Raw genomic sequence first — 13,426 nt, 5'->3', positions numbered from 1 at the left:
AGCTCCTTCCCGGAGTGTGGTGTGAGAATCAGGAGGGGGAATTGGCGTCGAGCTCTGCGAACGGGTCCACGAAGGCGAAAGCCGGGTCGGCCTCGGCTGCGGCGCGCTCGGCTGCCTCGGCCTCCGGGTCCACCTGGGTGTACTGGAGCAGATCGCCCTGCAGCTCACGCAGAGCGACGGAAAGTGGTTTTTCCTGGGGGGCGACGCCAACCAGCGGGCCGACGTTCTCCAGGAGTCCCTCACCGAGCTGGGAGTAGTAGGCGTTGATCTGTCGTGCCCGCTTGGCTGCAAAGATCACCAGCCGGTACTTGGAATCCACCTTCTCCAGCAGATCGTCGATCGGAGGGTTGGTGATGCCTTCAGGATTGGTGCTCAAGATCTACCTCTGCAGGGTCGAATGATGGCTTGCGGTCACAAGCCCATCAAGACTATCAAAGCCTGGACGGTGTCCTCGATCCGGTCGTTCACGATCACGAAATCCGCCTCTCCCTGGGCCTGCAGCTCCGTCCGTGCGGTCGCAAGCCTGTGCCCCACCTGAGAGGCGCTCTCGGTACCCCGTCCCCTGAGACGCCTGACGAGTTCCTCCCACGAGGGCGGCGCGATGAACACCAGCTTCGCATCCGGGAGGTTCCGTTTCACCTGGCGGGCCCCCTGGATGTCGATCTCCAGGAGCACGTCCCGCCCCGAGGCGATCGCATCAACGACATCCCTGCGGGGTGTGCCATAGCTGTGCGTACCATGAACAACCGCGTGTTCCAGCAAGTCTCCGGAAGCCACCATCTCCCGGAATCGCTGTTCGGAGACGAAATGGTAACTGACCCCGTCGATCTCCCCCGGCCGCGGCCCTCGGGTGGTGAGGGAGACGGGTATGTGGATACCGGGACGTAGTTCGAGAAGCTTCGCGCACACGGTCCCCTTGCCGACGCCACTGGGACCGGAAATGATCCACACCGAAGGTTGTCTGGGTGAACGCACCCAACGATCCTAGACGCTCCACAAACGGAAGACGGCGCAGCGAGGACCGCCCTGGGTACCTCACTACGCCATCCCCTCCTGACGAGAACTCCATGGGGTCCGGGGAGCCGCTAGGAGAAGAGCTCCTTCAACCGGTCGATCTGATGCCGACCGAGGCCGCGAATACGACGGTTCGGGGCGATGTCGAGGCTCTCCATGATCTCCTGGGAGCGCGTCACCCCGACGCGGGGTAGGGCGCGCAGCAGATCCACCACCTTCACACGGGAAAGGACCTCGTCCTCCATCGCCCGGTCAAGGGCCTGGGGAAGCGTGAGGGTACCAGACTTGACCTGATCCTTGAGCTGGGCCCGAGCCCGCCGTGCCTCTGTCGCAGCGGCACGCGCCGACTTGAGCTGTTCGGTGCTCAGATGCGGAATGGCCATCGGTCCTCCTTCGTGGATAAGTGACCGGCCTCGCAGGGAGCTCATGCCCCTGCTTGACAAATCTACCCTTTCCGTGCATCGGAAGCAGAAGAATCAGGAATTCGATGGCCTCGAAGGCCTCAGGTCGTGATCAGGGCAACCTTTTCCAACAGCCGTGTGGCCCGGACATGAAGCTCGCTCCGGCCACCACCGATCACCTCGCGGCTGGCGGTCGGCAGCACGTGTCCCAGAGCCGGCCCGAAAGTTGCCGCCAAGCCCTCGACGGTGCCGCCCTGGGCACCGATGCCGGGGGCCAGGATCGAGGCGTTGAAACCGGAGAGGTCGCAGCCCGTGTCGCTGTGGGTGGCACCCACCACCAGACCGATCGCGTGGTCCCGGGTCGGGTTGAGCCCGGTGATCTCGTCGATCACGACCTGGGCCGTGTGATGCTGGATCCTCGTTCCCTCCGGGTTCGACGTGCGCGCCAGCACGTACACCCCCCTTCCCTGCGCAACGGCCAGGTCGATTGCGGGCAGCAACGCCCCGACACCGAGGTAGGGGCTGAGCGTCACGGCGTCCGCCGCCAGTGGTGCCCCATCCCTCAGGTAAGCGGTCGCGTACCCGGTCATGGATGAACCGATGTCGCCTCGTTTGACGTCCAGCAGGCTGATGGCCCCCGCCTCCCGGATGTCCGCCAGCACACGCTCCAGCACCGCGATCCCGCGGGAACCGAAGGCCTCGAAGAAGGCCGACTGCGGCTTGAAGACCGCGATCCGCTCCCCCAGTTCCTCCACGATTCCCCGGGCGCAGGCCTCGAGACCCTTCACATCCGTCGCCAGCCCCCAGGCGGCCAGGACGGAGGGCATCGGGTCGATTCCGACGCAGAGGTTCCCACGTTCCGTGGTTTTCCTCGAGAGTTTTCTCGCGTAGCTCATGCTCACCCCAAAAGATCGTTCAAGCCCCGGACCAGGGCGGGTCCGGCGTAGATGAATCCCGTGTAGATCTGGAGCAGGACGGCCCCGGCCTCGATCATCCGGACCCCGTCGCGGGGGGACATGATGCCCCCGACCCCGATCACCGGAAGCTCGGTGGCGGAAACCACCCGTTCGACGAACGCCAGTGCCATGGCTGTCAGGGGGGCTCCGCTGAGTCCCCCCTCCTCGCCGGCGAGGTGCCTGTCGTCCGCGGCCAGGCCCTCCCTGCTCAGGGTGGTGTTGGTGGCGATGATTCCCGCCGCACCGCAGTCGCGGATCACGGCGAGGGTTTCGGTCAGCTGGCCGGGTTCCAGGTCGGGGGCGAGCTTCACGAAAACCGGAATGGGATCGGTTCCCTGCGAGGCCGATTCGACGATGCATCCCAGGAGCTGTTCCAGCTCCTTCGCGGCCTGGAGGGATCGCAGCCCCGGGGTGTTCGGGCTGGAGACGTTCACCGCGAAATAGTCGGCGTGGTCCCGCAGCGCATCGAGGGAGGACAGGTAGTCCGAGGCGGCGTCCACCAGTGCGATGGCCTTGGTCTTGCCGATGGAGACGCCGAGCGGGATGCCGAGCCGGCGGTTGCCGCGCTGCACCCCGAGTTTCAGGAGCCGGTCGGCCAGGGCGTCGGCGCCGCGGTTGTTGAACCCCATCCGGTTGATCACTCCCTGCGAGGCCCGGGCCCTGAACATCCGCGGCCTGGGGTTGCCGGGTTGCGCCTGTCCCGTCACGGTTCCCAGCTCCACGTGGCCGAAACCGAAACGCGCCCAGGCCGCGGCCGCGACCCCGTCCTTGTCCAGTCCCGCAGCCACCCCGACCCGGTTCGGGAACTCGATTCCCGCGACGGTGACCCGGCCCGCAACATGGGCGGAGCGGGTGGCGGGCACGTGACCGAGCCAGGAGATCATGGCCTCGTGGATCGCCTCCGGATCGCCCCCGGCCCAGCGGAACAGGATCGGGCGCAGCAGCTTCTGGTAGGCGGCCAGCTCGGCCCGGGTGAACAGGCTCGTCATGACCGGGCCGCCCAGTCCTGGAGGGAACGGACCTCAAGGTGTCCGGCCCGCTTCGACTCGATGCTCTGCACGATCGCCGCCATCGTCGGGACCGTGGTGATGCACGGGACGTCGGCCAGGATCGAGGCCGCGCGAATCAGGTAGCCGTCCTGCCGCGGGTTCGTGTCGGCGCTGGCGCCCTGCGGGGTGTTGAAGATCAGGTCGATCCCACCGTTCTTGATCAGGTCGACGATGGAGGGGGTGGTGTCTCCCTCCACGCGCTGGCTGAGTTTCCTCACCTCCTGCACGGCAACGCCGTTGCGGCGCAGCACCGAGGCGGTCCCGGAGGTCGCGAGGATCCGGAATCCCAGGTCCGCCAGGCGTTTGATGGGCCAGATGGCGTGGCGCTTGTCCCGGTTCGCGATCGAGACGAACACGGTTCCCTCACTGGGAACCGGGAACCCGCCGGCGCTCTGGGTTTTCGCGTAGGCAGTTCCGAAGCTGAGGTCGAGGCCCATCACCTCACCCGTGGAACGCATCTCGGGACCGAGGAGGGTGTCCACGAACGCACCCGAGGCGGTGCGGAACCGGTTGAACGGCATCACGGCCTCCTTGACGGCCACGGGGGAACCAGGACGCACGTCGGTACCGTCCCCGGCGGGTCGCAGAAGACCCTCGTCACGAAGATCCCGGATCGAGGCCCCCAACATGATCCGCGCCGCCGCCTTGGCCAGCGAGGTGTTGGTGGCCTTGGAGACGAAGGGAACCGTCCGAGAGGCCCTCGGGTTGGCCTCCAACACGTAGAGGATGTCGGACTGGAGGGCGTACTGGATGTTCAGCAGGCCCCGCACCCCCACGCCCTCGGCGATCAGGCGCGTGGAGGTCCGGATGCGTTCGATCATCTCGTCGCCCAGGGTGATCGGCGGCAGCGAGCAGGCGGAGTCCCCGGAATGGATCCCGGCCTCCTCGATGTGTTCCATCACCCCGCCCAGGTACAGCTCCTCGCCGTCGTACAGGGCATCGACGTCGATTTCGACGGCGTCGTCGAGGAACCGGTCCACCAGCACGGGGGCGCCGTCGCTGACCTGCGTGGCCCCGGCGATGTAGCGGTCCAGGGCGGCGTCGTCGTAGACGATCTCCATTCCGCGCCCACCCAGCACGAAACTGGGCCGCACCAGCACCGGATAGCCGATCTCCGAGGCCACTTTCTTGGCCTCCGCCGCCGAGGCGGCCATTCCGTGTTTCGGGGCGGGCAACCCGGCGTTGGCCAGCACCCTGCCGAAGGCGCCCCGGTCCTCGGCGAGGTTGATGGCCTCCGGTGAGGTGCCGACGATCGGCACCCCGGCGTTCTTGAGGGTCTGCGCGAGTTTCAGGGGGGTCTGGCCGCCGAGCTGGCAGATGACACCCGCCACGGGGCCGGCCAGGGTCTCGGCGTGGTAGACCTCCAGGACGTCCTCGGCGGTGAGCGGTTCGAAGTAGAGCCGGTCCGAGGTGTCGTAGTCGGTGGAGACGGTTTCCGGGTTGCAGTTGACCATGATCGCCTCGTATCCGGCCTCCCGCAGCGCCATGGTCGCGTGCACGCAGGAATAGTCGAACTCGATTCCCTGGCCGATCCGGTTCGGCCCGGATCCCAGGATCAGGACGGCCTGTTTGGTGCGCGCCGGCACCTCCGATTCCTCCTCGTAGGTGGAGTATAGGTAGGGGGTGAGGGCCTCGAACTCGGCGGCGCAGGTGTCGACGGCCTTGTAGACCGGGCGGATGTCCAGGGCCCACCTGAGTTGCCGGATGACGCTCTCGTCGAGTCCTCTGAGCCTGCCGATCTGGATGTCCGACAGGCCGTGGCGTTTCGCGTGGCGCAGCAGTTCCGGGGACAGGTGGTCGGCTTCCCGCACCTCGGCGCCGATCTGCTGGAGCAGGGCGATCTGGTCGAGGAACCAGGGGTCGATCCGGGTGGCCTCGGGGAGCTGTTCCACGGTGGCGCCCGCGTCGAGGGCATCCATCAGTTTCAGCATCCGCCCGTCGTGGGGGCGCCTCAGTTCCGTCAGCAGGGTTTCCAGGTTCCCATCGGCCCGGCCGAGCCAGAACCCGGTACCAGTCTCGGTGGAGCGCATGGCCTTGCCCAGGGCCTCGGTGAAGTTGCGGCCGATGGACATCACCTCCCCGACCGATTTCATGTGGGTGGTGAGGGTGGAGTCCGCCGCCGGGAATTTCTCGAATGCGAACCGGGGGACCTTGACCACCACGTAGTCGAGGGCGGGTTCGAAGGACGCCGGGGTGACCCGGGTGATGTCGTTGGGGATCTCGTCGAGGGTGTATCCGACCGCGACCTTGGCGGCGATCTTCGCGATCGGGAAGCCGGTGGCCTTGGATGCGAGCGCTGAGCTCCGCGAGACGCGGGGGTTCATCTCGATCACGATCATGCGGCCGTCGTCCGGGTTGATGGCGAACTGGATGTTGCAGCCGCCCGTGTCCACCCCGACCGCGCGGATGATCGCGATCCCGACGTCACGCATCCGCTGGTACTCGCGGTCCGTCAGGGTCATGGCCGGGGCCACCGTCACGGAGTCGCCGGTGTGGATGCCCATCGGGTCGAAGTTCTCGATGGAACAGACGATGACGACGTTGTCGGCCCTGTCCCTCATGACCTCCAGTTCGTACTCCTTCCAGCCGAGGATCGACTCCTCGATCAGCACCTCGGTGACGGGGCTGGCGGCCAGGCCGGTTCCCGCGATCTGGCGCAGCTCCTCCGGGTCGTGGGCGAACCCGGAGCCGACTCCCCCCATGGTGAAGGAGGGACGCACCACCACCGGATAGCCGAGCTCGCCGGCCGCGTTCACCACCTCCTCCAGGCTGTGACAGATCCGGGACCGGGCCACCTCGGGGGCTCCCCCGGGGATGCCCGTGAGGGATTCGACGATGGCCTTGAACTGTTCCCGGTCCTCGCCGCGCTGGATGGCCTCGAAGGAGGCTCCGATCAGCTCGCAGCCGTATTTCTCCAGGACGCCTTTCTCGTGCAGCGCGACGGCGGTGTTGAGCGCGGTCTGTCCGCCCAGGGTCGCCAGGAGGGCATCGGGGCGTTCCTGGGCGATGACGCGTTCCACGAACTCCGGGGTGATCGGTTCTATGTAGGTGGCGTCCGCGAAGTCGGGATCGGTCATGATGGTGGCCGGGTTCGAGTTGACCAGAACCACCCGGAATCCCTCGGCCTTCAGCACCCGGCAGGCCTGGGTGCCGGAGTAGTCGAACTCGCAGGCCTGGCCGATGATGATGGGGCCGGAGCCGATGACGAGGATCGACGAGATGTCAGTTCGACGGGGCATGGCTCTCCTGGGATGAATTGATCAAAAACCGAACTCCGTCGCGGAGCCGGCAGAAACTGTTCGACGTGTTGTTTTCAATATCCATGTGCGGGGTCGCATCCAAAACGAGGTCCACCTTTTTCAGTCCGGCCTGATGTTTCGGGATATTTGTCAGTATGCTCTCCAAACGACGAGCCGGATCTCGAATCTCATCCGGTTGACGACAACCTCTTCTGTTACGGAGATTCATGAATGTTTTTCCATATATCTCTCCTATCGCCCTGGCGTCACCAAAGAACCAGGCCTCCAACATCTCAATCGCTATGCAGAGAAGAACCTGACCCTGACATGATGACCTCAGACTTGTCACCGTCAAACCGGATGTGTCAATCTCGGTGAGCATCGTGGCTCGGAGCTCGCGACAATCATCCCGGTCGGCATCCACCACAAGAACGACGCGATACTCATCCGGCATCCACGAGGAGTAGCCGGCGAGGCGTTTGGGGAATTTCTTCAAGAACTGACTTTTACTGCCAAGATCGAAAACCTCGAACACGAGATCATCCGGCAGGATCTTGGGGAGAATCGTTTCGAGAAATATCTTCATCGAGTATCCCTCCACCAAGAAATCGACATGCGCAACGGATCCTGTCATTCGATCACACCATCTTGGGGTCGGCAGAATGCAGGTAACCCTCGGCCCACAGCTCAGGCAACGAGGCTCCCTTGCGCAACATGGCCATGACCCTTTCATCCTCGCTCACTCTGTGCACCCTCGCATATCCGTCATCATGACGAGATATGATCCACAACTCCTTTGGAGCCACCACCGACAGAAATTCACGGGAGTGCGTGGTGACGAAAACTTGGGACCGCCCCGAGAGCTCACGAATGTCCTCGGCCAGCGGTGGCACCAGGCTTGGATGCAGCTGGTTCTCTGGCTCCTCGATACCGATCACCGTCGGAGGAGCCGGATCGTGAAGCATGGTCAGGTAAGCAAGAAGTTTCAACGTACCGTCACTGGTGAAACGGTCGAGGACGGGATCGTCAAACGGGCGATCCTTCAGGCGTAGCAGGAGTCTACCATCCTCGAGCAATTTGGGGAGAATGCTCTCAAGCTGAGGGATTCGCCGACCAAGTACATCGAAAACCGCTTTCAAGGTGATCGGATGATTTTCCTGAAAGTATTGAATCACATTGGCCAAGTTGTCCCCGGTCTGGCTCAACCTCGGTTCCGGCCGGCTCGTGGGTGTGGTACGGGTGTTGTCAGCGGTCAGATACGACAGGTACCATCCCTGAATAAAATTGCGCAGCGCCTTGACCCTGAAATGACGTTGCATCTGTCCCAGGGCCGAGACCGCCAGCAGATCAGGGGAATCCAAGGCTTCATCCTCGTATTCACATGTCTGCTCGTTGTAGATCTTTCCGTTTCCATGTTCGAATCTCAAGATGTCTCGAGGACGCCCTGATCCTCGCGCGGTGGTCCATCGGAGAACCTCACGCTGCACAACCGGCTGCCCACCCTCTTCGTCGATGACGATTTCGTATGTCGTCTGCCTTTTCTGCCCGTCCACGTCAACGCGGTACTTCAGCTCGAACTCGACGGGCCCTTTAGAACCCCGGCTGCGAATGGCATCGATTCGGTTCCGTTTGTCCCAAGCTCCCCTAAGGCCCACCGTGAAAGCTTCATGAAGAAAGGCAAAAACATCGAAAACAGTGGATTTTCCACTGCCGTTGGACCCGATCACGACGGTGAAGGGCCTCAAGTCCTTGAATGTGATGTCCCGAAGTACCCTGTAGTTCCTGACCCTCATGTGTTCAATGCGCACGATCGCGCCCCATGAGGTCGGCGAAGCGGTCGAAGAGGTGGTTGGCGTCGTGCGGCCCTGCCGCGGCCTCCGGGTGGTACTGAACGGAGAACGCCACCAGTTTCCCGTCCCTGTGCAGTTCGAGGCCCTCGACGACATCATCGTTGAGGCCGATGTGGGAGACGCTGGCCTGTCCGAACTCGGTGTCCACCACCCGGTCCAGGGGGGCGTCGACTGCGAACCCGTGGTTCTGCGAGGTGATCTCCACCTTTCCGGTGGTGCGGTCCAGCACCGGCTGGTTGATGCCCCGGTGTCCGAACTTCAGCTTGTAGGTGCCGAACCCGAGTGCCCGTCCGAACAGCTGGTTGCCGAAGCAGATCCCGAAGTACGGGATACCCGCGGCGAGCACCTGCCTCAGCACCGCCACCGGGCCGTCGGCCGTGGCGGGGTCGCCGGGACCGTTGGAGAAGAAAACCCCGTCGGGACTCAGCGCGGCAATTTCCTCGAAGCCCGTCGAGGCGGGCAGGACGTGTACCTCCATACCGCGGCCCGCCATCTGCGCCGGGGTCATGCCCTTGATGCCGAGATCGAGGGCCGCCACCGTGAAGCGCCGCTCCCCCGTAGCGGGAACGATCCGGGCCTCAGGCGTGGAAACCTCACCGCACAGGTCGGCACCCGTCATCAGGGGCTGCTCCAACACCCTGACGCGGAGCCTGTCCGGGTTCAGTTCACGGGTCGAGATCCCGACCCGCATCGCCCCGAGGGAACGGATGTGACGGGTCAGGGCCCGGGTGTCTATGTCGCAGATCCCGACGATCCCCTGGTTCGCGAGCTCCGCGTCGAGGCTTCTGCGGCTGCGCCAGTTCGACGGCCGGGGCGCCGGGTCACGGACGACGTACCCTGCCACCTGGATGCGGACCGACTCGTCGTCCTCCTCGTTCCAGCCCGTGTTCCCGATGTGCGGGGCGGTGGCCAGCACCACCTGGCCCCGATAGGAGGGGTCGGTCAGGGTTTCCTGGTAGCCGGACATCCCGGTGGAGAAGACCAGCTCCCCGAAGGTCTCCCCCTCCGCCCCGAAGGATCTCCCGAGGAATGAACGCCCATCCTCCAGAACCAACAGTGCGGGAAGGGGATTCATGATCGCTCCAAATCAGGGGTCAGGAGTTTGTTTCTTTGGTTGACAGGGCCTTGCTCAGCAAGCCGTTGAGGAAACCGGGGGAACCGTCGGTGGACAGCTCCTGCGCCAGCCGCACCGCCTCGGCGATGACGACGGGCCCGGGGGTGTCCGTGTGGTCCATCTCGAAGATCGCGATCCTCGCCAGGTTGCGGTCTACGGCGGGCATGCGTTCCAGGGTCCAGGACCTGTCGAGGGCATCCGAGATGCGCGCGTCGATCTCCTCCTGGTGCTCGGCCACGCCGTGAACGATTCTCGTGGTCAGTTCGCGCACGGTGATCGCGGTCAGGTCCCTGGCCTCGATGAAGGTCTCGACGATGCCCCGGCCCCGCAGCTCGGCGGCGTAGAGGATGTCGAGAGCGACTCGTCGAGCCTTCGTCTGGGTTCCGTAGCGGACGGTCTCAGCCATTCACCCGGGAGATGTAGGACCCGTCGCGGGTGTCGACCTTGATCTTCTCGCCCGTGGTGATGAACAGGGGAACCTGGATCTCCTTGCCGGTCTCCAGCGTGGCGGGCTTGGTTCCGCCGGTGGATCGATCCCCCTGCAGGCCGGGTTCGGTGTAGCTTACCTCGAGTTCCACGCTGGCTGGCAGCTCGATGAACAAGGGCGTTCCCTCGTGCAGCGCGACGGTCGCGGTCTGATTGTCCAGCAGGTAGAAACGGGCATCCCCCACCACGTCGGCGGAGATGTGAATCTGGTCGTAGGTGGTGTTGTCCATGAACACGTAGTCCTCGCCATCGAGGTAGAGGTACTGCATGTCGCGGCGATCGATGGTGGCGGTGTCCACCTTCGTGTCGGAGTTGAACGTCTTGTCGATGATCTTGCCCGAGAGCACGTGCTTCAGTTTCGATCGGACGACGGTGTTGCCCTTGCCCGGTTTGTGATGCTGGAACCACTGCACCTGCCACAGCTCACCGTTCAGGTCCAGCACCATTCCGTTCTTGAGATCATTGGTGGATACCACGCCTGTCGCCTTTCCGACTCTAGCTTGCACGGGCCGTCGCGGAATTTTACCCGAGCCCTACCTCCGCCCGGAAACCACGGCGTATGAGTCGGCGATTTCACCTTCGTCCGGCCCCTCCAGGACGACCGGCCGCCCTTGGGCGGCGAGCCCCACCAGACGCAACTCCTTGCCTCGGGTCTTCTTGTCGAGTTGCATGAGGCGACGCAGCTCGGGCCAGGCTTCCCGGGAATGAGCGACGGGCAGACCGAGCGCTCCCAGCAGCCGGGAATGATCGGCAGCCACGGCAGCGTCCAGCCCCAGCAGCCGCCGGCTGACCTCTGCGATCCAGACCATGCCGATGGAGATGGCCTGACCATGGCGCAACCGGAAACCTGACCGTGCCTCGACCGCGTGTCCCAGCGTGTGACCGTAGTTCAAGGCCTCGCGACCGACGGAACCCCCGCGGGAGGTACGTTCCTTCAGGTCGGCGGCCACCACACCCGCTTTCACGGTTGCTGCGCGGCCCACGAGACCGGCGAAGGTTTCCGATGTGACGTCCAGGGCGCCCCGGAGATCGGAATCCAGCAGTCGCAGAATCTCGGCATCCGAGATGAATCCGCATTTGACCACCTCCGCGAGCCCGGATACGACCTCCCCTTCAGGGAGTTCGTGCAGCAGGTCGAGGTCGCAGATCACGACTTGCGGTTCGTGGAACGCCCCGACCAGGTTCTTTCCCGCTCGCAGGTTGATGCCGGTCTTACCTCCGATCGCGGCATCGACCATGCCGAGCACGGTGGTCGGGATACTGATGAAACCGACCCCGCGCAGCCAACTGGCGGCCACGAAACCCGCGAGGTCGGTCGCGGTACCGCCGCCCAGCCCGATCACCAGGTCACTACGCGTGAACCCGGCCGCGGCCAGTTCATCCCAGCACCTCACCAGCACATCGGAGGTCTTGGCTGCTTCGGCATCAGGAATGGTGATCGTGGTCACCTGCCGGCCCCGACAACCTTTCTCGACCCGTTCCGCGAGGGTTTTCAGGGGCTCAGGAACGATCACCGCTACTCTTGCGGAGTCGCCGAGCGATTCGCCGAGCCGTTCCAGTGCACCCGGAGCGATGTGAACCTCGTAGGGAGCCGTGCGACTGCTCACGGGAATGATCACGGCTGCCTCCTGACCTCGGCGAGTTCCGCAGCAATCTCCTGGGGCTCACGCCCGTCCGTGTTGATGCGGGTGGTGGCGACCGACTCGTAGACAGGGGTGCGTTCCCGGAGCAGTGCGATGAGCTTTCCGCGGATGTTGCCGAGCAGCAACGGGCGCGCGGTGTTGAGCCCGATGCGACGGGAAGCCTGCTGGATGGACACCTCCAACCAGATGACGTCATGCCCTTCCAGGGCCTTGCGGATGCGAGGATTCATGACGGCTCCCCCTCCGAGGCTCACGACGTCCCCGGCTTCCAGCAGTTCGAGAGTGGCCGATTCCTCAAGGGAACGGAAACGAGCCTCACCATCGTCGGCGAAGATCTCGGCGACGGGTTTTCCCGCCATCTCCTCGATCTGGGCATCCACGTCGATGAAGGTCCTGCCGAGCAGATCCGCCAGTTTCGCCCCCACGGTGCTCTTTCCGGCGCCGGGGGCACCAACGAACACAATGGTCACTCTCGCACCTCCAGCCCTCGGGATGCGACCTCGGCGAGGTAGGCGTCCCGATTGCGACGGGTCTCGGCGAGGGAATCCCCGCCGAACTTCTCGAGGGCCAGATCCGCCAGTACCAACGCGGTCATGGCCTCGGCCACCACGCCGGCAGCCGGTACCGCGCACACGTCGGAGCGTTGATGATGAGCCACGGCTGCCTGGCCCGTCGACACGTCGAGGGTTCGTAGCGCCCGGGGAACCGTTGCGATTGGCTTCATCGCGATACGTACCCGGAGCACCTCACCGGTGGACATGCCTCCCTCCACACCCCCCGCGTTGTGGGTGACGCGGGTGATGCCCTCATCGGTGGGAAGAATTTCGTCGTGAGCGGCGGAACCGCGGCGCCTGGCCAGCTCGAAACCGTCGCCGAACTCCACTCCCTTGATGGCCTGGATGCCCATCAGGGCTCCTGCAAGCCGGGAATCGAGGCGGCGATCCCCCTGGATGTGGGAGCCGAGGCCGGGGGGCAGTCCCCACACGACCACCTCGATCACCCCGCCGAGGGTGTCACCCGCCCTGCGGCACTCCTCGACCTCTGCCGCCATGGCCGCCGACGTCTCCGGGTCGAAGCAGCGGACGGGGTCGGCGTCGATGACCGTGAGGTCCGCGGCCCCGGGTAGGTCGGTGCGTCTCGCACGGACCCCGCCGAGTTCGACGACGTGGCTGACGATGCTGACATCCAGTGCCTGGTCGAGAAAAGCGGCGGCCACGGCACCGAGTGCCACACGTGCCGCTGTCTCCCGGGCCGAGGCGCGTTCCAGGACGGGGCGCGCCTCGGGGAAGGCGTACTTCTGCATCCCCGCCAGGTCGGCGTGACCGGGCCTGGGACGGGTGAGTGGGGCGTTGCGGGCCTGGGCAGCGAGCACCTCCGGTGCAACATCCCCCGGGGCCATGACGGTCTCCCATTTGGGCCATTCGCTGTTACCGATCATGATGGCGACGGGGGAACCGAGGGTTTCGCCGTGCCGGAATCCTCCCAGGAGGGTCACGGTATCCGCTTCAAACTTCATGCGCGCCCCTCGTCCAACTCCAAGACGTCTTCTGGCCAGGGCAGCGGAAATATCGGGTTCTCCCACGCGGACATGCGCGGGGATGCCCTCCATCGTCGCTATCAAAGCCTGACCGTGTGATTCCCCGGCCGTGAGGTAACGCAGCATGGTGGCAATTG

14 protein-coding genes are annotated in these 13,426 nt (G+C 64.8%); all 14 read right to left on the bottom strand.

What is annotated here, in order from left to right; translation table 11 throughout:
- Window positions 1-28 precede the first annotated feature (28 nt).
- The 14 genes from rpoZ to aroC all read right to left on the bottom strand — a co-directional run bounded on the left by rpoZ (window position 29) and on the right by aroC (window position 13,415).
- Window positions 29-379: a DNA-directed RNA polymerase subunit omega gene (gene rpoZ / locus E0E39_RS06710; RefSeq protein WP_130874044.1), complete on the bottom strand. Its 351-nt coding sequence runs from the start codon at window positions 377-379 to the stop codon at window positions 29-31.
- Window positions 380-411: 32 nt separating this feature from the next.
- On the bottom strand, window positions 412-975 hold the full coding sequence (gene gmk / locus E0E39_RS06705; RefSeq protein WP_130874043.1) for a guanylate kinase: 564 nt from the start codon (window positions 973-975) through the stop codon (window positions 412-414).
- Window positions 976-1,085: 110 nt separating this feature from the next.
- Entirely contained in the window at window positions 1,086-1,397 is a 312-nt protein-coding gene (mihF, locus tag E0E39_RS06700; protein WP_130874042.1) for an integration host factor, actinobacterial type, read from the bottom strand.
- Window positions 1,398-1,516: 119 nt separating this feature from the next.
- Window positions 1,517-2,311 carry an orotidine-5'-phosphate decarboxylase gene (gene pyrF / locus E0E39_RS06695; protein WP_130874041.1) on the bottom strand — a complete coding sequence of 265 codons (795 nt, stop codon included), beginning with the start codon at window positions 2,309-2,311 and terminating at the stop codon, window positions 1,517-1,519.
- A 2-nt stretch (window positions 2,312-2,313) separates the two neighbouring features.
- A complete protein-coding gene (locus E0E39_RS06690) occupies window positions 2,314-3,360 on the bottom strand; it encodes a quinone-dependent dihydroorotate dehydrogenase (protein ID WP_130874040.1) in 1,047 nt (348 codons plus the stop codon).
- Complete coding sequence (gene carB, locus E0E39_RS06685) at window positions 3,357-6,659, bottom strand: carbamoyl-phosphate synthase large subunit (protein ID WP_130874039.1); 3,303 nt, start codon at window positions 6,657-6,659, stop codon at window positions 3,357-3,359. Before carB ends, E0E39_RS06690 begins: the two co-directional genes overlap by 4 nt.
- Window positions 6,643-7,293 carry a DUF4276 family protein gene (locus E0E39_RS06680; RefSeq protein WP_165444670.1) on the bottom strand — a complete coding sequence of 217 codons (651 nt, stop codon included), beginning with the start codon at window positions 7,291-7,293 and terminating at the stop codon, window positions 6,643-6,645. Before E0E39_RS06680 ends, carB begins: the two co-directional genes overlap by 17 nt.
- A gap of 4 nt (window positions 7,294-7,297) precedes the next feature.
- Window positions 7,298-8,467, bottom strand: coding sequence for an AAA family ATPase (locus tag E0E39_RS06675; RefSeq protein ID WP_207302443.1), 1,170 nt, complete (start codon window positions 8,465-8,467; stop codon window positions 7,298-7,300).
- Complete coding sequence (carA, locus tag E0E39_RS06670) at window positions 8,457-9,584, bottom strand: glutamine-hydrolyzing carbamoyl-phosphate synthase small subunit (RefSeq protein WP_130874037.1); 1,128 nt, start codon at window positions 9,582-9,584, stop codon at window positions 8,457-8,459. The genes E0E39_RS06675 and carA overlap by 11 nt, the downstream gene beginning before the upstream one ends.
- Before the next feature lie 19 nt (window positions 9,585-9,603).
- Complete coding sequence (gene nusB, locus E0E39_RS06665; RefSeq protein WP_130874036.1) at window positions 9,604-10,029, bottom strand: transcription antitermination factor NusB; 426 nt, start codon at window positions 10,027-10,029, stop codon at window positions 9,604-9,606.
- Complete coding sequence (gene efp, locus E0E39_RS06660) at window positions 10,022-10,585, bottom strand: elongation factor P (RefSeq protein WP_130874035.1); 564 nt, start codon at window positions 10,583-10,585, stop codon at window positions 10,022-10,024. Before efp ends, nusB begins: the two co-directional genes overlap by 8 nt.
- A gap of 57 nt (window positions 10,586-10,642) precedes the next feature.
- The gene (gene aroB, locus E0E39_RS06655; protein WP_130874034.1) at window positions 10,643-11,728 is read right to left on the bottom strand and encodes a 3-dehydroquinate synthase; all 1,086 of its coding nucleotides are present in this window, start codon (window positions 11,726-11,728) and stop codon (window positions 10,643-10,645) included.
- Window positions 11,725-12,222: a shikimate kinase gene (locus E0E39_RS06650; protein ID WP_130874033.1), complete on the bottom strand. Its 498-nt coding sequence runs from the start codon at window positions 12,220-12,222 to the stop codon at window positions 11,725-11,727. Before E0E39_RS06650 ends, aroB begins: the two co-directional genes overlap by 4 nt.
- Window positions 12,219-13,415: a chorismate synthase gene (aroC, locus tag E0E39_RS06645; RefSeq protein WP_130874032.1), complete on the bottom strand. Its 1,197-nt coding sequence runs from the start codon at window positions 13,413-13,415 to the stop codon at window positions 12,219-12,221. The genes E0E39_RS06650 and aroC overlap by 4 nt, the downstream gene beginning before the upstream one ends.
- Window positions 13,416-13,426 lie beyond the last annotated feature (11 nt).

Origin of the sequence: [Pseudopropionibacterium] massiliense (assembly GCF_900607225.1) — a bacterium.
Taxonomy (GTDB): domain Bacteria; phylum Actinomycetota; class Actinomycetes; order Propionibacteriales; family Propionibacteriaceae; genus Arachnia; species Arachnia massiliensis.
Note: the sequence above shows the minus strand (reverse complement) of the source record. Positions and strands in the feature narration are given on the sequence as shown.